This is a genomic window from Pseudarthrobacter sp. S9 (assembly GCF_050156545.1).
Lineage (GTDB): Bacteria > Actinomycetota > Actinomycetes > Actinomycetales > Micrococcaceae > Arthrobacter.
The window spans coordinates 672,381-690,551 of sequence record NZ_CP189576.1; the positions used below are offsets into that span (position 1 = coordinate 672,381).

General features: G+C 67.8%; 13 protein-coding genes and 1 pseudogene. 8 read left to right on the top strand and 6 right to left on the bottom strand.

The features are described from left to right. The first annotated feature begins 1 nt into the window (after position 1). Positions 2-2,590 (top strand): MMPL family transporter, encoded by a 2,589-nt coding sequence (locus tag ACQCSY_RS03205; protein ID WP_427133127.1) that lies wholly within the window; start codon positions 2-4, stop codon positions 2,588-2,590. Here the strand turns inward: ACQCSY_RS03205 and ACQCSY_RS03210 are convergent. The 3 genes from ACQCSY_RS03210 to ACQCSY_RS03220 are packed head-to-tail and all read right to left on the bottom strand — an operon-like array spanning position 2,514 to position 4,353. Continuing rightward, on the bottom strand, positions 2,514-3,467 hold the full coding sequence (locus tag ACQCSY_RS03210) for a hypothetical protein (protein ID WP_427133129.1): 954 nt from the start codon (positions 3,465-3,467) through the stop codon (positions 2,514-2,516). The genes ACQCSY_RS03205 and ACQCSY_RS03210 overlap by 77 nt on opposite strands. Beyond that, positions 3,464-4,189 (bottom strand): cytochrome b N-terminal domain-containing protein, encoded by a 726-nt coding sequence (locus tag ACQCSY_RS03215; RefSeq protein WP_427133130.1) that lies wholly within the window; start codon positions 4,187-4,189, stop codon positions 3,464-3,466. The genes ACQCSY_RS03210 and ACQCSY_RS03215 overlap by 4 nt, the downstream gene beginning before the upstream one ends. Then, complete coding sequence (locus tag ACQCSY_RS03220; RefSeq protein ID WP_427133132.1) at positions 4,186-4,353, bottom strand: hypothetical protein; 168 nt, start codon at positions 4,351-4,353, stop codon at positions 4,186-4,188. The genes ACQCSY_RS03215 and ACQCSY_RS03220 overlap by 4 nt, the downstream gene beginning before the upstream one ends. Before the next feature lie 131 nt (positions 4,354-4,484). Here ACQCSY_RS03220 and ACQCSY_RS03225 point away from each other — a divergent pair, with 131 nt between their 5' ends. The 3 genes from ACQCSY_RS03225 (at position 4,485) to ACQCSY_RS03235 (ending at position 7,931) form a co-directional block, all read left to right on the top strand. Beyond that, a complete protein-coding gene (locus ACQCSY_RS03225) occupies positions 4,485-5,153 on the top strand; it encodes a Maf family protein (protein WP_427133134.1) in 669 nt (222 codons plus the stop codon). A 124-nt stretch (positions 5,154-5,277) separates the two neighbouring features. Further along, positions 5,278-7,119: an acetyl/propionyl/methylcrotonyl-CoA carboxylase subunit alpha gene (locus ACQCSY_RS03230; protein WP_427133136.1), complete on the top strand. Its 1,842-nt coding sequence runs from the start codon at positions 5,278-5,280 to the stop codon at positions 7,117-7,119. Between the two features lie 80 nt (positions 7,120-7,199). Next, positions 7,200-7,931 carry a glutamine amidotransferase gene (locus tag ACQCSY_RS03235; protein ID WP_427133138.1) on the top strand — a complete coding sequence of 244 codons (732 nt, stop codon included), beginning with the start codon at positions 7,200-7,202 and terminating at the stop codon, positions 7,929-7,931. A gap of 119 nt (positions 7,932-8,050) precedes the next feature. Here the strand turns inward: ACQCSY_RS03235 and ACQCSY_RS03240 are convergent, their stop codons facing one another. Beyond that, on the bottom strand, positions 8,051-9,463 hold the full coding sequence (locus tag ACQCSY_RS03240; protein ID WP_427133139.1) for an MFS transporter: 1,413 nt from the start codon (positions 9,461-9,463) through the stop codon (positions 8,051-8,053). A gap of 293 nt (positions 9,464-9,756) precedes the next feature. Between ACQCSY_RS03240 and ACQCSY_RS03245 the strand changes: the two genes are divergently transcribed. The 4 genes and pseudogenes from ACQCSY_RS03245 to ACQCSY_RS03260 all read left to right on the top strand — a co-directional run bounded on the left by ACQCSY_RS03245 (position 9,757) and on the right by ACQCSY_RS03260 (position 15,839). Next, on the top strand, positions 9,757-11,157 hold the full coding sequence (locus tag ACQCSY_RS03245) for an MFS transporter (protein ID WP_427133141.1): 1,401 nt from the start codon (positions 9,757-9,759) through the stop codon (positions 11,155-11,157). 1 nt (position 11,158) lies between these two features. Next, positions 11,159-13,397: pseudogene (locus tag ACQCSY_RS03250) on the top strand (molybdopterin oxidoreductase family protein). Further along, positions 13,394-14,953, top strand: a complete 1,560-nt coding sequence (locus ACQCSY_RS03255) for an FAD-dependent oxidoreductase (protein ID WP_427133143.1) — start codon at positions 13,394-13,396, stop codon at positions 14,951-14,953. Before ACQCSY_RS03250 ends, ACQCSY_RS03255 begins: the two are co-directional and overlap by 4 nt. Before the next feature lie 196 nt (positions 14,954-15,149). Continuing rightward, positions 15,150-15,839 carry a hypothetical protein gene (locus tag ACQCSY_RS03260; RefSeq protein ID WP_427133144.1) on the top strand — a complete coding sequence of 230 codons (690 nt, stop codon included), beginning with the start codon at positions 15,150-15,152 and terminating at the stop codon, positions 15,837-15,839. 193 nt (positions 15,840-16,032) lie between these two features. On the opposite strand, the gene ACQCSY_RS03265 is transcribed toward ACQCSY_RS03260, so the two are convergent. Next, the gene (locus tag ACQCSY_RS03265) at positions 16,033-16,506 is read right to left on the bottom strand and encodes a DUF805 domain-containing protein (RefSeq protein WP_427133146.1); all 474 of its coding nucleotides are present in this window, start codon (positions 16,504-16,506) and stop codon (positions 16,033-16,035) included. A 145-nt stretch (positions 16,507-16,651) separates the two neighbouring features. Then, positions 16,652-18,106, bottom strand: a complete 1,455-nt coding sequence (locus ACQCSY_RS03270; RefSeq protein ID WP_427135643.1) for an NAD(P)H-quinone dehydrogenase — start codon at positions 18,104-18,106, stop codon at positions 16,652-16,654. Positions 18,107-18,171 lie beyond the last annotated feature (65 nt).

The window sequence follows — 18,171 nt, forward strand, 5'->3', positions numbered from 1 at the left end:
CATGGCTCTTTTGCTCTACCGCCTCGGCAAGTTCTCCTACCGGCACCGCTGGCTGGTCATCTCCCTGTGGCTCGCCGTCATGCTGGCCGTCGGGGGCGCCGCAGCCGCCTTCCATGGCACCATGTCCAACAACTTCCAGATCCCGGGAACCGAAACCCAGCAGATGGCGGACAAGCTCAAGAAGGAGCTGCCCCAGTCCGCCGGCGGCTCGGCCGGCATCGTGTTCGAGGCCAAGGACGGCCAGTTCAGCCAGGACGGCAAGGACGCCGTCTCCGCCGTCCTGGCCAAGCTGAAGACCCTCCCCGATGTCCAGGGAACGGTTGACCCGTTCGCCACCCAGGCCCAGCTGGACAAGGCCGCCGCGGACATCACCACGGCCGAGCAGCAGTCCGCCGCCGGCACAGCCCAGCTGAAGACGTCCGCCGAGGAGCTTTCCGCCGGCAAGGCCCAGCTGGCCGACGCCGAGAAGGAGATGGCCGCCGCCGGGCTGTCCCCGGCCGCCATCGATGCCCAGTTGAGTGAGCAGGAGGCCGCCCTCGCCGCAGGCCAGGAAAAGTTCGACGCCGGTACCAAGGAACTCAAGTCCGGGGAGTCAAAGCTCGCCCTCGCCCAGCGCCAGCTCGAGGCTTCCCAGGGCATGCGCTTCGTTTCCGAGGACGGCAAAGCCGCGATCGCGCAGGTCCAGTTCAAGACCTCCATCAATTCCTTGGCCCCCGCGGTCCGACGGCAGGTCCAGGACATTGCCCAGGAAGTCTCCTCCACGGGCGTTACCGCCCTCGCGAGCAAGGAAATCACCGAGGACGTCTCGGAGCTGTTCGGCATCTCCGAGATCCTCGGCATCGCCATCGCCGCCCTGGTTCTGATCTTCATGCTCGGCACCCTGATCGCCGCCGGACTCCCGCTGCTGATGGCCCTCGTCGGGGTGGCCGTGGGCGTGGGCGGCACGTTCGCCCTCACCGGCGTCGTCGACATGAGCTCCATCTCCCCCATGCTGGCGCTGATGCTGGGCCTCGCCGTGGGCATCGACTACTCCCTGTTCATCGTCAACCGGCACCGCGGCCAGCTGCTGGCAGGCATGGACGCCGAGGAATCCGTGGCCCTGGCCACCGGTACCTCCGGCAATGCCGTGCTCTTCGCAGGCCTGACCGTCATCATCGCCCTCGCAGCCCTTGTGATCCCTGGCCTTCCCTTCCTGGCCGTGATGGGCCTGTCAGCGGCCGCAACGGTGGCGGTCGCCGTCGTCGTCGCGCTGACCCTGACCCCGGCGGTGCTCTCCCTGTTGGGCCGCAGACTCATTACCAAGCGCGCCTGGGCCAAGGCGAACAAGCACAACGCCGCCCCCGGACACGAGACCGAGGACCGCGCCAAGGAAGAACGCCGCAACAGCCACGGCTGGGGCGGGCTGGTCACCCGGCACCCCGTCATGGTGCTGCTGGCCGGAGTTCTGCTGCTGGGCGTCGTGGCGCTCCCTGCCAGCCAGCTGAGGCTCGCGCTGCCCGACGGCGGTTCGGAACCTGTCGACTCGCAGGCTTTCAAAGCCTACGACGTCACCGGCCGCAGCTTCGGCGAAGGCATGACCGGCCCGATCGTGGTGGTGGGCGATTTCCCCGGCGGGCTGAGCGCGGCCGAGGCCCAGGCCAAGCAGCTCGACGTCGCCGACATCCTGCGCGGCGTGGACAACGTGACGGCAGCCGTCCCGGTGGCGCTGAGCGAGGACCGCCGCACCGCGGTGTTCCAGGTGATCCCCAAGGAGGGCCCGGCCAGCGCCAGCACGGTCCAGGTGGTGTCGGAGCTGCGCGGCAAGAACGCCGAGATCAAGGACGCCACCGGCGCGCGCATCGGCCTCACCGGCCAGACCGCCGGCAACGTGGACGTCTCCACGAAACTCGGCGACGCCCTGCCCCCGTACCTGGCGATCGTCGTGGGGCTCTCCCTGATCCTGCTGCTGCTCGTGTTCCGCTCCGTCGTGGTGCCGCTGCTGGCCACCGGAGGCTTCCTGCTCTCGCTGGCCGCCGCCTTCGGCGCCGTTGTGGCGGTCTACCAGTGGGGCTGGCTGGGAACCGTATTCGACGTCGCCAACCCCGGCGCCGTGCTCAGCTTCCTGCCCATCATCCTGATCGGCGTGCTGTTCGGCCTGGCCATGGACTACCAGGTCTTCATTGCCTCCGGCATGCGCGAGTCCTATATGCACGGCGAGTCCGCCAAACATGCCGTCCGCTCCGGCTTCAGCCACGCGGCCGCCGTGGTCACCGCCGCCGCCATCATCATGGTCAGCGTGTTCTCCGGCTTCATCTTCTCGCACTTGAATATGGTCCGCCCGCTCGGCTTCGCCATGGCCTTCGGCGTGCTGGTGGACGCGTTCGTGGTGCGCATGACGATCGTCCCGGCCGTGATGTACCTGCTCGGCGAGAAGGCCTGGTGGCTGCCGCGCTGGCTGGACGGCATCCTGCCGGACGTGGACGTTGAAGGCGCGAAGCTCCGCAAGCCGGCACCGGCCGCGGGCGCCGGAAGGCTCAGCGACGGTAGTAGTCTCTCCAGATCAGGCGATGAAGAGGCAATCTCCGCGGCAGCGACCTCAGACCGGGGATGAACGGCAACAGGGTCAGCAATGCGGTCAGCACCAGCATTGTGACTACGACCAGGGCATCGGCATTTGGCGAGGACTTGAACGGTTCCACCTGGTAGAGGAGCGAGAAGAGCCAGAGCCAGGACTGCCCGGGCGTGTCGCCGGTCTCGTTCATTACGCCCCACTGGTCCCCGGTGAGGTGTTGGCTTGCCGCCAGACCCGCGAAATAGCTGCCGTCTCCTAGAAACAGCAGACTGCGGGTGTAGTCCATGTTGTTGTAGAAGTTTCCGCAACCCTGCAGCACGCCGTCCAGATTGCCTTGCCGTGCCATGTCCAGCAACGCGCCGGTCAGCGCAGGAACTGGGCCATAGTCGCCGTCGGCCACCTTGGCAGGGTCGTTGTCGGGGGCGGCGGCGAGGGCGTCGGAATAAGCGACTGTCCAGTCAGAGCGCTGCTGATCCGTAGCGGCAGTCCAGTCGGTAACGGCGGTTGGAGGGGACGGCAGCGTCTCCAGCGGGGCAATCACGAAGTCATTGGCGGTATCGACCGGAAGGCGGACGCCGGAGAGACTTTGGAGATCGACGGGACCGATTTTCTGCGACGCGTCCGGAGTCGAGTTGTACGGCGGCCCGTACCCTGCGGTATCGCTGGTTCCGCCAAGTTCTTTTGCGGCGGTGGCGACGAAATCCGCCGGGGCGGCAGTTGCCCAGCCTTTGAGACTGACGCTGGGCTCATCAGGTGACCCGAAGATGGCGGACACACCGAGCACAAGCAGGCCGACCACGACAACGCCTATGGTCAGTTCCTTGACGAGGTCGTACTCGCGGACGCTGCCCGTCCAGGGCCTGCTGGCAATGTTGTCTGCCTTCCGCCAGGAGGTACTGCTGTTTTTCCCGGTCATCGCGCTGCGTCCCTAGGTTTGGTGGACTCCGGAGGTTTGGTGGACTCCGGGCTGTTGTGCAGCATCTGGGCGTCGCCCTCTCCTGCCTCCAACGGTGGAGCTACACCGTGGACCCGGACCAGCAGGACGTGCAGCACCACCACGGCGCCCACGGCCAGGGGCAGCAACGTGATGTGCCATACGAAGATCTGTCCGAGGTTGGCTACGTTGAACCAGGCGCCTACTCCGACGGCGTTCAGCGCGTCCTTGGCTTCGAAGGCAATCCACTGGGAATCGAAATTCGTCTGGAGCAGATACCCGGTGAAGGCCGCCACGATGGAAACGACGAAGGAGAGCATGCCGGTGATCCAGGTCAGGACCCGGCCCCCGCGCCAGGCCGCCATCCAGAACTTCAGCCACAAGTGCACCACCATGAAGATGAAGAACAGTTCCACACTCCACAAATGGGTGCTGTTGACGAAGCTGCCCAGCGAAGAAACGTGATACCAGTGGGGTCCATTCAGTCCCAGCCCGATTCCGGAAATGATAATCCAGAGCAGCGAAGCGATAGCCCCCATGCCGAATACATAGGCCCAGGACGCCACATAGCTTGGCTGGTCCTCCGGTAACAGCCTGTCCGGAGGAAGCTTCCCAAGCAGCCACCGGCGAGCCCTGCCGGTCCAGGTGTGGGCGTCGCTTTCCTCCGCCGGCAAACCGTGCGCCGGTGTGGCACGGGCAGTCATTTCCGCCGCTTCCCGCCGGGAAAGGGGAGGACCAGGGCCAGGACGAACAGGATGATCATGACCACGATCACAATCAGGTTTCCTGACTGGATTGTGAAGCCGTCCCAGCCAAAATATGTTCCGGCGCCCACTGTGCCAATGCCTGCGACTAGCCATCCGTTCATGGGCTGCTCGATTCTCCGTAGGATCCCGGTTCAAGCCCATCATGACCAAAAATCCGTAGCTAGAGTCTTTCGCCCCGCCCAGCGCCGGTTCGCGGATCCCCAGCCTTCACGTAGTCAATTAGGCTTGAGCGGTGACCCGCCTCATTCTTGCGTCCCAGTCCCCCGCCCGCACCACACTGCTGAGCCACGCCGGCATCAAGCACGAGGTACTCGTCTCCGACGTGGACGAGGATGCGGTCCAAGCCCGCTACGGCGTGACCGACCCGCATGACACGGCCCTCCTGCTGGCCCGCGCCAAGGCCGAGGCCGTCGCCTCGCTGCCCGAGGCCGAGGGCGCCCTGGTGATCGGCTGCGATTCCGTTTTCGAGTTCGACGGCGAGGCGCACGGCAAGCCGTACACGGCCGAGGTCGCCAAGGAACGCATGCTCCGCATGAGCGGCAGCATGGGGGTGCTGCACACCGGACACTGGCTGGTGGACTGCCGGGACACCGATGATTCCGAGCGTGCCGGCTCCGGTGCCACGCTGGGATCCGTCTCTTCCGCGGAGGTGCACTTCATGGAGATGACCGGCGACGAAATCGATACCTACATCGCCACCGGCGAGCCGCTCCAGTGTGCCGGCTCCTTCACGATCGACGGCTACGGCGGGGCCTTCATCCGCAAAGTCGACGGCGACCCCCACACCGTCGTCGGGCTGTCCATTTCCACCCTCCGCGGGCTGCTGGGGCAGGCGAACGTGGGCATCACCGAGCTGTGGACCGGCGGTGCCGCCGATCCGGCGGTACTCCGCGCCGAGTGAGCTATTTCGAAGCCCGTTGTAGCAACCCTACAAAGGCTGGGCCGTTTACGCGCGGAATCCGCAAGTAATATCGGCGGAACCCACAAAACCGCGCTAGGCTCCCTGAAGGAAAGAAGGAGACGCCTTGTCAGGAAATTCGGAGCAGTCCGCAAACACCGTGCCCTCAGTCGCAGCCCCAGGCACCCAGCGCGTGAGCAAGGTGCTGATCGCCAACCGCGGCGAAATCGCCGTGCGCATCATCCGCGCCGCCCGCGATGAGGGCATCGCGTCCGTGGCCGTCTACGCGGACCCGGACCGCGACGCGCTGCACGTCCGGCTGGCCGACGAGGCGTACGCACTCGGCGGCAACACCGCCGCGGAGTCCTACCTGGTGATGGACAAGCTGATCGAGGTGGCCCGCCAGTGCGGCGCCGACGCCATCCACCCCGGCTACGGCTTCCTAGCCGAGAACGCCGAGTTTGCCGCCAAGGTGATCGGCGCCGGCATCACCTGGATCGGCCCCTCCCCCGAGGCGATCTCCGCCCTCGGCGACAAGGTCCGGGCCCGCCACATCGCCGAAAAGGTCGGCGCCCCGCAGGTCCCCGGCACGGCCGACCCGGTGGAATCCGCAGAGGAAATCCTCGAGTTTGTGGACAAGTTCGGCCTCCCCGTGGCCATCAAGGCGGCCTTCGGCGGCGGCGGCCGCGGCATCAAGGTGGCCCGCACCCGCGAGGAAATCCCCGAACTGTTCGAATCCGCCGTGCGCGAGGCCACCGCAGCCTTCGGCCGCGGCGAGTGCTTCATCGAGCGCTTCCTGGACGCCCCCCGCCACGTCGAGACCCAGTGCCTCGCCGACGCCCACGGCAACGTCGTCGTCGTCTCCACCCGCGACTGCTCGCTGCAGCGCCGCAACCAGAAGCTCGTCGAAGAGGCCCCGGCCCCGTTCCTCACCGAGGAGCAGAACCGCCGCCTCTATGAGTCCTCCAAGGCCATCCTCAAGGAGGCCGGCTACCTCGGCGCCGGCACCTGCGAGTTCCTGGTCGGCCAGGACGGCACTATCTCCTTCCTCGAGGTCAACACCCGCCTCCAGGTGGAGCACTGCGTCTCCGAGGAAGTCACCGGGATCGACCTCGTCCGTGAGCAGTTCCGGCTGGCCCGCGGCGAGGAGCTCGGCTACGGGGACCCGGAGGTCCGCGGTCACTCCATCGAATTCCGCATCACCGGCGAGGATCCGGGCCGGAACTTCATGCCCGCCCCCGGCACCATCACCTTGCTCAAGAACCCGACCGGCCCCGGCGTGCGCATCGACTCCGGCGTGGAGCAGGGTGACGTCATCAGCGGCAACTTCGACTCGATGCTCTCCAAGCTGATCGTCACCGGCGCCACCCGCCCCCAGGCGCTGCAGCGTGCCCGCCGGGCGCTCGAGGAGATGGTCGTGGAAGGCATCCCCACCGTCATCCCGTTCGACCTCGCCGTCGTCTCCAACCCCGACTTCGCACCCGCCGAGGGGGCCTTCAAGATCCACACCCGCTGGATCGAGACGGCCTTCGTCAACGACATCCCCGCATGGACGCCCACCGGCACCGAGGCTCAAGGGCCCGACGCCGGCGAACGCCAGCGCGTCGTCGTCGAGGTCGGCGGCAAGCGCCTGGAAGTGGTCCTTCCGGCGTCGCTGGGCTCGGTCAGCGCCCCGGGCGGCAGCAAGCCCGCCAAGGCCAAAAAGCGCTCGCGCAGCGGCGGGGCCGTGGTGGCGGCCAGCGGCAACGCGCTGACCTCCCCCATGCAGGGCACCATCGTGAAGGTGGCCGTCGCCGAGGGCGACGCTGTCGCCGAGGGGGACCTCGTCGTCGTGCTTGAGGCCATGAAGATGGAGCAGCCGCTCACCGCGCACCGCGCCGGAATCGTGATTGGCCTGTCAGCAGCCGCCGGCGAGACCGTTTCCGCCGGCGCCGTGATCGCCATGATCGAGGACGGCGCCGCGGAGTAACCGCGGCCCTGCCGTCGGGCTCTGCTACCAGCCGGGCGCGCCTCTGGCGCCTGCGTGACCGGCCCATGCAGACTGGGGGTGTGAAGCCATTCCTGCTCCTCGCCTCGCGCGCTGAGGACGCCGCCGCCGAGGACGAATACCGCGCCTACCTGCGCTACGGAGGGCTTACGGCGGAGCAGCTGCACCGCATCCGGATGGAAGCCGGTCCGCTCCCCGAGCTGGACCTTACGGAGTATTCCGGCGTGATTGTGGGCGGGAGCCCCTTCACGTCCAGCGATCCCGCGGAGCACAAGAGCGCCGCCCAGCACCGGGTGGAGCGGGAGCTTGCCGCGCTGCTGGACCGGATCGTGGCCGAGGACTTTCCCTTCCTGGGCGCCTGTTACGGGGTCGGGACGCTGGGCCTGCACCAGGGTGCCGTGATCGACAAGACCTACGGTGAAGGGCTCGGCGGTGTGACGATCAGCCTGACACCGGAGGGGATGCAGGATCCCCTGCTGAAGGGGATGCCGGAGCAGTTCATTGCCTTCACCGGCCACAAGGAAGCCTGCACCGTTCTCCCCTCCCACGCGGTGCTCTTGGCCAGCTCCGCCGCCTGCCCCGTGCACATGTTCCGGATCAAGACCAACCTCTACGCGACCCAGTTCCACCCGGAGCTCGACGCGGAAGGGCTGGTCACCAGGATCGACATCTACCGCCATGCCGGATACTTCCCGCCGGAATCGGCCGAACTGCTTATGGAAGACGCCCGGCAGTTCACCGCCACGGAACCGATGAAGATCCTCCGGAACTTCGTGGAACGGTACGCGAGCTGAGCCTGGCCTTTTAACGCGCCGAGGTGAGACGTCGCGCCGTGTTCGATCGACCTATCGATCGAACCATGTGCGCGAAGTCTCACCTCGGCAGACTCAGCTGCGTTTGCCGGGCTGGAGCGTCAGGCCACGTTGTTCTCGTAATCGAGGTCGCGGGTTTCCTTGCTCACGAACAGGGCGATCAGCGTCAGCACGGCCATGGCGGTGAGGTAGACGCCGACCAGCACGGGGCTGCCCTTCGCCGTTTCCCAGAGCCAGACGGCGATGAACGGTGCCACGGCTGCGCCGAGGATGCTGGAGACGTTGTAGCTGATGGCGGACCCGGTGTACCGGACGTTCGTGGGGAACAATTCCGGCAGGAGCGCTCCCATCGGTCCGAAGGTCAGGCCCATCAGCGAGAAGCCGATAATCAGCAGCGCCATGGTGCCCATGAAGCCGCCGCTGAAGAGCGGGACAAACAGCAGGCCGAAGGCGAAGATGCCCCCGGTGACAACAAGCAGCATCTTGCGGCGGCCGTACTTCTCGGCCAGCGGGCCGGAGACCAGGGTGAAGATGCCGAAGAACACGACGCCGGCGATCAGCATCCAGAGGAAGTCGTTGCGGGTGTAGCCCAGGCCCGGGACGAACGCGGCCGCCGCGGCGTCGGTCATCGGCTTGCCGGCCTTGGCGGCCGCGGCCTTGGCGGCGTCGAGGCTGGCGGCACGGGTGCCATAGGTCAGCGTGAACGTGGTCATCAGGTAGAACAGCACGTAGGTGGCGAGCATGATGAAGGTGCCCAGGATGAGCTGACGCCAGCTGGTCTTGAAGACCCGGCCCACGGGCAGCTTGGCCACCTCTTTGGATTCGATCACCTTGGTGAAGGCGGGCGTTTCGATCAGCTTCAGGCGGACGTAGAGACCGATGATCACCATGACGGCGCTGAGCAGGAACGGCACACGCCAGCCCCAGGCTTCGAATGCGGCCGGTGTCAGGGTGTAGCTGAACACCAGGAAGATCACATTGGCGATGATGAAGCCGATCGGCGCACCCAGCTGCGGGAATGTGCCGTAGACGGCGCGCTTGTTGGCCGGGGCGTTCTCGGTGGCCAGCAGGGCTGCGCCGCTCCATTCGCCGCCGAGGGCGAGGCCCTGGGCGAAGCGCATGACCACCAGCAGTGCCGGCGCCCAGAAGGTCCAGCCCGGGACGCCCGCCGTCGGCAGGCAGCCGATGAGGAAGGTGGCAACACCCATGGTCAGCAGCGAGGCCACGAGGGTGCCCTTGCGGCCGAACTTGTCACCGAAGTGGCCGAAGACCACGGAGCCCAGCGGGCGGGCGACGAACGCGACGCCGAAGACGGCGAAGGAGCTCAGCAGCTGGGTGGTCTCGTTCTGTCCGGGGAAGAACAGCTTGGGGAAGACGAGCACGGCCGCCGTGGCGTACACGTAGAAGTCATAGAACTCAACGGTGGTGCCGATCAGGCTGGCGACAATCACGCGGCCGCGCGAGTTCACCTGCCTGACGGACCCATGCCCCGTGGAGGTGGCAGTGGATGACATGTAGTAACGCTTTCATGAAGACCGGACGGATATTCCTGAAGAGCCCGATGCCCCGGGCCGTCCGGCTAGGGATTCGTATGCTTTTATCTTAGTTCCGTCAGTCCATCGACTGGACAAAAGGTCCACTATTTGGACATCTGGATTCGTCTCACGTGATGGTTGTCACAGCGATCCTAACGCCGTCACAAGAGGGCCGATAGGCAAACGTCACAGCACGTTAACAAAGGGCGACGGTCCCTGAAACGCGGCTTCCCTACCTTGGAAGGACAACATCCCCCAAGGAGGTCTCCTAAGTGACTGCTGAACCAACCGCAGATGTCCGCGACACCCGCGCCGCCGACACCCTTACCCTCGATCACCGGCCCGGCCGCTGGATCGCCAACTGGGATGCAGAGAACAAGGAGCAGTGGGAATCCCAGGGCCGCTCCATCGCCCGGCGCAACCTGAACTGGTCCATCTTCGCCGAGTTCCTGGGCTTCGTCGTCTGGCAGCTCTGGTCCATCGTGGTGGTCCAGCTTCCCGGTGCCGGCTTCAAGTTCTCCACGAACGAGATCTTCTGGCTGATCTCCATGCCCAGCCTCGTTGGTGCTACCCTCCGCATCCCCTACACCTTCATGGTCCCCCGCTTCGGCGGCCGGAACTGGACCATCGTTTCGGCCCTGCTGCTGCTGATCCCGTCCGTGGGACTGGCCCTGTGCGTCGCCAACCCGGCCACACCGTTCGGCGTCATGCTGCTGGTGGCGGCCCTCGCGGGCTTCGGCGGCGGCAACTTCGCCAGCTCCATGGCCAACATCACCTTCTTCTACCCGGCGCGGGAAAAGGGCTGGGCCCTGGGCCTGAACGCCGCCGGCGGAAACCTCGGTGCCGCCGTCGCACAGCTGGCCGTTCCCATCGCCGTCACCCTGCTGGCCGCCGGCACGGTAAACCTGCCTGTCGCCGGGCTCATGTGGATCCCGCTGATCCTGCTGGCAGCATTCGGTGCCTACAAATACATGGACAACCTCACCAGCGCCAAGGGCGATGTGGCCGGTTCCCTCGCCGCGCTGAAGGAACCGCACCTGTGGATCATGGCGCTGCTGTACATCGGCACCTTCGGCTCGTTCATCGGCTTCGCCGGCGTCTTCCCCAAGCTCATCAAGGACTACTTCCCGGCGTTCTCCTCGATCGGCGTCGGCACCGTGGCACTGTCCCTGGCCTTCCTCGGCCCGCTGGTCGGTTCCCTGGCCCGCCCCTACGGCGGACGCATGGCGGACCGGATGGGCGGAGCCCGCATGACCGTCACCGCCTTCGCCTCCATGGCCGTCATCACCCTGACCATGATCTGGACCCTGCCGCTGAAGAACTTCTGGCTCTTCCTGGTCCTGTTCCTGCTCCTCTTCACGGCCAGCGGCTTCGGAAACGGCGCCACGTACCGGATGATCCCGGTCATCTTCGCCACCTCCAGCCGGGCCGCACGCTCCGGCGCCGGCACGGTGGCCACGCAGCGCTTGGCGTCCTCGGCCCTTGGCCTGATCTCGGCCATCGGCGCCTACGGCGGGTTCGTCATCCCGCAGGTGCTGAACGCCTCCAACAGCGCCAGCGGCTCGTACACCCCCGCCTTCTACGGATTCGTCGGGGCCTATGTCCTGATGCTGGCCGTGTGCTGGTTCTGCTACATCCGCAACGCCAACCGCAACGCGATGGGACACGTCTAACATGACCAACAGCGCCGACACGCACTGCCCCTACTGCGCCCTGCAGTGCGCCATGACGCTGACCACCCCAGCGGCTCTGACCCCGGCTGTCCAGCCGGGGTCAGACCCCGTGCCGGCGGCGCCGGCCGGAGGCTGCGGCGCCGCCCGCTCCGGGTGCCCCGGTCCTGGACGCGCCACTCGTAAACGTGAGCGGACGCGACTTCCCCACTAACCGCGGCGGCCTGTGCCGCAAGGGCTGGACCTCGGCCTCGCTGCTCAACCACCCCGGCCGCGTCACGGAGCCCCTGCTCAAAGGCTCGGACGGCGTCCACCGCCCGGTCAGCTGGGATGAGGCCCTGGGGCTCATCACCTCCGCCGTGAAGGAAACTCGCGCCCGGTACGGGGCGGACGCCGTCGGCGTCTTCGGCGGGGGCGGGCTCACCAATGAGAAGGCCTACCAGCTCGGCAAGTTCGCCCGGCTGGCCCTGGGCACCTCCCGGATCGACTACAACGGACGGTTCTGCATGTCCTCGGCCGCCGCGGCCGGCATGCGCGCCTTCGGCCTGGACCGGGGACTGCCCTTCCCGCTGGAGGACCTCGACGCCGCCAGCACCATCCTCATGCTCGGCTCCAACGTCGCCGAGACCATGCCGCCGTTCGTGCAGCACCTGGTGGGCGCGCGCGACGCCGGCGGGCTGATCGTGGTGGACCCCCGGCGGTCCGCCACAGCGGCCTTCACCTCCGGCGGCGGCGGCCTGCACCTGCAGCCGCTGCCCGGCACCGACCTCGCCCTGCTCCTGGGCCTGGCCCACGTTGTGATCCACGAAGGCCTCGCCGACTCCGCGTACATCGCGGCCCGCACCACCGGCTACGACGCCCTGGTCCGCAGCGTGAATGCCTTCTGGCCGGAACGCGTGCAGTCCATCACCGGCGTGCCCGCGGCGCTGATCCGTGACACCGCCCGGCGGCTGGCCGACGGCGCCGCGAAGGACGGCAGCTACATCCTGACCGGCCGCGGCGTGGAACAGCACGTGGACGGCACGGACACCGCCACCGCCGCCATCAACCTCGCACTCCTGCTGGGCCTGCCGGGCTCCGCGCGCAGCGGTTATGGCACGCTGACCGGCCAGGGCAACGGCCAGGGCGGCCGCGAACACGGCCAGAAGGCTGACCAGCTGCCCGGCTACCGCAAGATCACCGATCCCGCGGCCCGAGCCCACATGGCCAAAGTCTGGGGCGTCCCGGAAACGCTGATCCCCGGCCCCGGCGTCCCCGCCGTCGAACTGCTGAAGTCGATGGGAAAGCCCGACGGCGTCCGTTGCCTCTTCGTGCACGGCGCCAATGTGGCGGTTTCCGCCCCGGATGCAAACTCCGTGATCGAGGGCCTGCGCAGCCTGGACTTCCTGGTGGTCTGCGACTTCTTCCTGTCCGAGACCGCGGCCGAAGCCGATCTGATCCTGCCGGTCACCCAGTGGGCCGAGGAGGAGGGCACGCTGACCAACCTCGAGGGCCGCGTACTCCGCCGCCGCCGCGCCCTGGCTCCCCCGCCCGGCGTCCGGAGCGAGCTGTGGATCATGACCCGGCTGGCCGAAGCGCTGCACGCGCCCTCCACCTTCAGCGAGGACCCGGAGACCGTCTTTGAGGAACTCCGGCTGGCATCCTCGGGCGGCCTGGCCGACTACTCCGGAATCGACTACGCCATGCTAGACCGCGGCGAGGCAGCCTACTGGCCCTACCCCGCGGGGAGCACGGGCACGCCCCGGCTCTTCCTGGACACCTTCGCCCACGCTGACGGCCGCGCCGTGTTCACCGCGGTCTCGCCGCGGCGCCGCTCTGCCGGTGTTGTGCGGGCTTCCGACGCCGGCACGCCGATGACCCTGATCACGGGCCGCCTCATGGAGCACTACCAGTCCGGTGCACAGACCCGCCGGGTGGCCGCGCTTGCCGCCGCCCAGCCCGAGGCCCGCCTGCAGCTCCACCCCGCGGCGGCCGCCGCCCAGGGCATTGCCGACGGCGACTACGTGTCCGTTTCCAACGAACGCGGCGAGGTCAGCTGCCGTGCCGAGCTGAGCACGGACATCCGCCCCGAGACGGTGTTCCTGCCGTTCCACTTCCCGGAGCTGGAGAGCGCCAACCGCCTCACCGAGGCCGTCACGGACCCCATCTCGGGGATGCCGGAGTTCAAGACCAGCCAGGTGTGGATCCGGCCGGCCGCAGATGTGTTGCTGGCTGCTGATTTCCAGAAAGAGGGTGCCTCATGACTGAGCGGATTGTGGTGGTGGGTTTCGGGCCCGTTGCCGCGAGGCTGATCGACGAACTGCTGCCGGCCGTGCGCAGCGGAGTGACCCATCTGACGGTGATCGGCGAGGAGTCCGAGGCCGCGTACAACCGCGTTCTCGTGGCTGATCTGGGCGTCGGCCGGACCACGGCGGCGGCCCTGGCCCTGTCCGACGCGGCGGCGCTCATTGCCGACGGCGTCGACGTCCGTCTGGGCGTCCGGGTCCGCCGGGTGGACCGTGCCCGCCAGCGGGTGGTCCTCACCGATGGCACCTCCCCCGGCTATGACCGGTTGGTCTTCGCCACCGGGTCCCGCCCGGTGATCCCTAACCTCACGGGGCTGAACCCGGATCCTGCCGCGCCCGTGCTGCCTGCCGGCGTGACTGCCCTCCGGGACCTGCGCGACGCCTCGGTGCTGCAGTCGGCGGTGGCCGGCGGTAAGCGCGTGGTGGTCCTGGGCGGCGGCGTGCTCGGCCTGGAGACCGCCCTGGCCGCGGCCGAGGAAGGCGCCACTGTCACCGTGGTGCACAACGGCCCGCATCCCCTGGGCCGCAACATCGACCGCGGCGGCGGCGCCGTGCTCGCGGCGAGCCTGCGGGACTGCGGTGTGCGGGTGGCCGGCAACGCGCGCTCCGTCGGGGTGGAACACAACGCGCCCGACGGCCGCTTCTCGGCCCTGCTGCTCGATGACGGTTCCGCGATCGACGGGGACCTGCTGGTGCTTTCCTGCGGCGTCCGCCCGCGGACCGAACTGGCGGAAGGCTGTGGGCTCTCGACCGCCGCCGGGATCCTGGTGGACCACAATCTCCGGGCCCACCACGAACCCCACATTTTCGCGATCGGCGACTGCGCCGAGGTCCGCTGCCCCGAGCCGGAGTGCGTCGAGTGCCGGACCGCGCGGGGTCCGTCCGGGCTCGTGGGCCCGGGCTGGCGGCAGGCCGAATGGCTGGCCGAGTACTTGGTGCTGCTGGCGTCCGGGTCTTCTGCGGAGGCGGAGTCGCTGCCGCCGCTTGAGGCCGAAAAGCCGGGCGTGATCGTTCTCAAGGCCCGCGGGATGAACATGGTCGTAGCCGGGGACAACGCCGCCGAACCGTGGGACGAGGAAGCCCTGACGGCCGGCGCCGTGAACGGCCGGCCGCGGCTGCAGATCGCCCAGTGGGCCGATCCCGAGCACGGCCGCTACGTCAAGATGACCACCCGCGCCGGGGTACTCGAAGGTCTGGTGTCCGTGGGCATGCCCCGGACGTCGGCCGAGCTCGTCCAGCTGTTCGAACGCGGCGCGGAACTGCCCGCGGACCGGTCGCTGCTGCTGCGCCTGGACGGGCCGGACCAGCTCGCTGCACCCGGCGCCGCCGACCCCGAGCGCACCGTGTGCCGCTGCGCCGGCGTGAGCGGGACCAAGATCGCCGCCTCGGTGGCCGATGGATGCGGCACGGTGGCCGACGTTTCAGCGGCCACCCGCGCCGGCACCGGCTGCGGAGGGTGCCACGACGACATCAAGGGGATTATCGAGGCGCACTTTCAGGGGGCGGTCGCGTAGCGGCTGCGCTGTTCTCAAACCGGGCAGGCCCAAGTTCAGCGCGATCAGCCTGTGCCCTCTCAGCGTCTCCGACTGTTGGTGGGGTATTTCTCCCGCCGGGTCCCAACGGAGTCCGGGCAGCGGCGCCCAGAATCGGCCCTACACCTCCGCGTAACAGGAATCGGGCGAGGAACAACCGACCGGTAGCATCGGGGCCATGAGCGCCGACGACGACGACATCACCGAAGAACTCCTGGCTGACGCCGAGAAGCTGACCGGGCTGAGCCTGGAGCTCCTGGGTCTCGACCCGCATCCCGATGATATGACCGCCGAGCAGCGGCTCCAGTTTGATCCCGGAGACCTGGACGAAATGACCGCCGTCGCCCCGCGCCAGCGGGAGAAAGCCCAGCGCCAGACCCGCCTGCTGGCCGGTCTCCTGTGGAACTCGTCGAGCATCCTCATCGACCAGCTTTTCCGTGATCTTGGAACCCTGAGCCAACTGGGTGAAGTCACCCCGGCCGACATCGCCGGGACCTCGGTCCTGTCCTCGCTGCCGCCACAGTTCGCCGCCGGCTACGACGCGAAGTTCACCCAGAAGTTCATCGTCGTCGCGGCGGACGTCACGGCATCGTTGGTCCGGGGCTGGACCGCCCCCGGCTGCGTCGCCGCGGAACTCGCCGTCCGCTGCCTGCTCGATCAGGCGGAAATCACCGAGGACATCTACGAACTGGATCTCCGGGAGGACTGGCGGGCCGACGTTGAGGAAGTTCTGCTGGAGGACGCTGACAGCGAAGCGCTGTACTCCGACGACGGCCCGGACGACGCCGACGACGCGACGCTGGGCTTCGAGCGCTGGTTCAAACCCTTCGCCTCAGGCGACACGGTTCCGCCATATTCCCACTCCTGACCCGACGGGCTACGTCCCGCCAGACGGAGGCAGATCAGGGCGTATCCGGAATCTGGATCCGCCCTGATCTGCCCGCATCCGGGAGCCCAGCGGCACCTCGGCCGCTGGAAGCGAAGAACCCCTGCCCGGATTCCCGGGCAGGGGTTCTTCGCCGGCCACTGGCACGCCCAGACGGCGTGCGGGTGAGGTTCCGCTAGTAGCCGGAGGGCTGGTCGAACCGCTGGCCGGCCGGGTTGGACGGCAGGATCGTCATCACCAAGAGCGCCAAGCCGCCGAGGAACGGCACCAGGACCACCAGGATCAGCAAGGCACTCAGGTTCACGTCATGCAGGCGCCGGGCCAGGAGGGCCAGGGACGGAACGATCGTCGCCAGCCCCCAGATGACAGCAAGGATGATCCCGACGACGGCACCGGGTCCCAGCGCGGCGGCTCCTGACGCGGTAGTCGTCATGCCTGCGCTCATGATGATGTTGATAACTATGCCGACTGCGAAGGACACCAGAGCCCACCACCAGTACTCACTGCGGCTGGCCCGGCCGGAGAAGGTGGCGTACTTCTTGAAGAACCGCTGGACGGCCTGCTGGAAGGTGGCCCCGTAGAACGGCGCCCAAAGCGGCGGCTCGCCGGTCGCGGCCGAGAACGCGGGTTGCTGCTGCGGATAGCTCATGTAGTCCCCTTGAATGAGTGCGAATGACGAAACTCATCCTAGGGCCGCCGGCGGCCAAAAATGCCCGTCGGCGGCCAGAATTTACACCGCGTTTATGCGTGCCCGTGGCCGTGCACCGGGCCCTTCGTGTTCGGTCGAAGGAAAGCTACATGTGGACGTGCAGGCGCCTGGCCGCTTCCGAGATGGAACCGCTCAGTGACGGGTACACCGTGAACGTGCTGGCGACGTCGTCGACGTGCAGTTTCTGGGTCACCGCGATCGAGATCGCGAAGATCAGCTCGGACGCGTTCGGGCCCACCACGACGCCGCCGATCACGGTACCGGAGCCCTTGCGGGCGAAGATCTTGACGAAGCCGTCCCGGTGGTTGCGCATCTTGGCGCGGGCGTTGCTGCGCAGCGACAGCTTCACCACGTCGGCCTGGTACTTGCCGGAGTCGATCTCGGCCTCGGACACGCCCACGGAGGCGATCTCGGGCGACGTGAAGATGTTGGACGCGACCTGGTGGAGCTTGATCGGCATGACGGCGTCGCCGAGGAAGTGCGCCACGGCGATCCGGCCCTGCATCGCGGCCACGGAGGCCAGGGCGAGGACGCCGGTGCAGTCGCCGGCGGCGTAGATGTTGGACACCGTGGTGCGCGAGACGCCGTCGACCTTGATGTGGCCGCTCTCGGTGACCGCAACGCCGGCTTCCGCAAGTCCGATCCCGTCCGTGTTGGGGATGGAGCCGACGCAGACCAGGCAGTGGCTGCCGGTGACCTTGGAGCCGTCGCCGAGCGTGACCACCACACCGTCCTCGGTGCGCTCCACGGTCTCGGCGCGTGCGCGGGACAGGACCTTCAGACCGCGGCGTTCGAAAACGCCCTCGAGGACCTCGGCGGCGTCGGTGTCCGAGCCCGGCAGGACGCGGTCACGGCTGGAAATCAGGGTCACCTTGGAGCCCAGGCCGTTGTAGGCCGAGGCGAATTCGGCCCCGGTGACGCCGGAACCCACCACGATGAGTTCCTCGGGGAGCTCGTCCATGTTGTAGATCTGCGCCCAGTTCAGGATGCGGTCGCCGTCCGGCCGCGCGCTGGGCAGCTCCCGTGGATGGGCGCCGACCGCCAGCAGGATCGCGTCGGCTTCGACCGTCTCGGTGCCCTCGGCGGTGAGGACCTCGATGGTGTGGTTGTCCAGCAGCTTGCCGGAACCGATCAGGATCCGGACGTTCTGGTGCTCCAGCCCGGCCCGGATGTCCTCGGACTGCTTCCGCGCCAGGCCGAGCAGACGGTCGTTGATGTGCTTGAGGTCCGCACGCATCACGGGGGTGAAGTCGCCGCCGTCGACGTCGAACTTGACGCCCAGCTCGCCCGCCTCGGCCATGCGGGTCATCAGATCCGCCGTCGCGATCAGGGTTTTGGACGGCACGACGTCGGTCAGCACCGCAGATCCGCCGAGCCCCGCCCGCTCGACGATGGTGACCTGGGCCCCCAACGAGGCGGCGACCATGGCGGCCTCGTAGCCGCCGGGCCCTCCGCCGAGGATTGCGATGCGGGGCGAGCTGAAATCGGGATGCGTAGTCACAATCGTCCATTGTCCCCTATAGTCCGCGGCACTACCAATGAACCGGCACCACTAATAGACCAGCACCACCCGTCCCGGGTGCTGGGCAGCGCGCGCAGGGCACG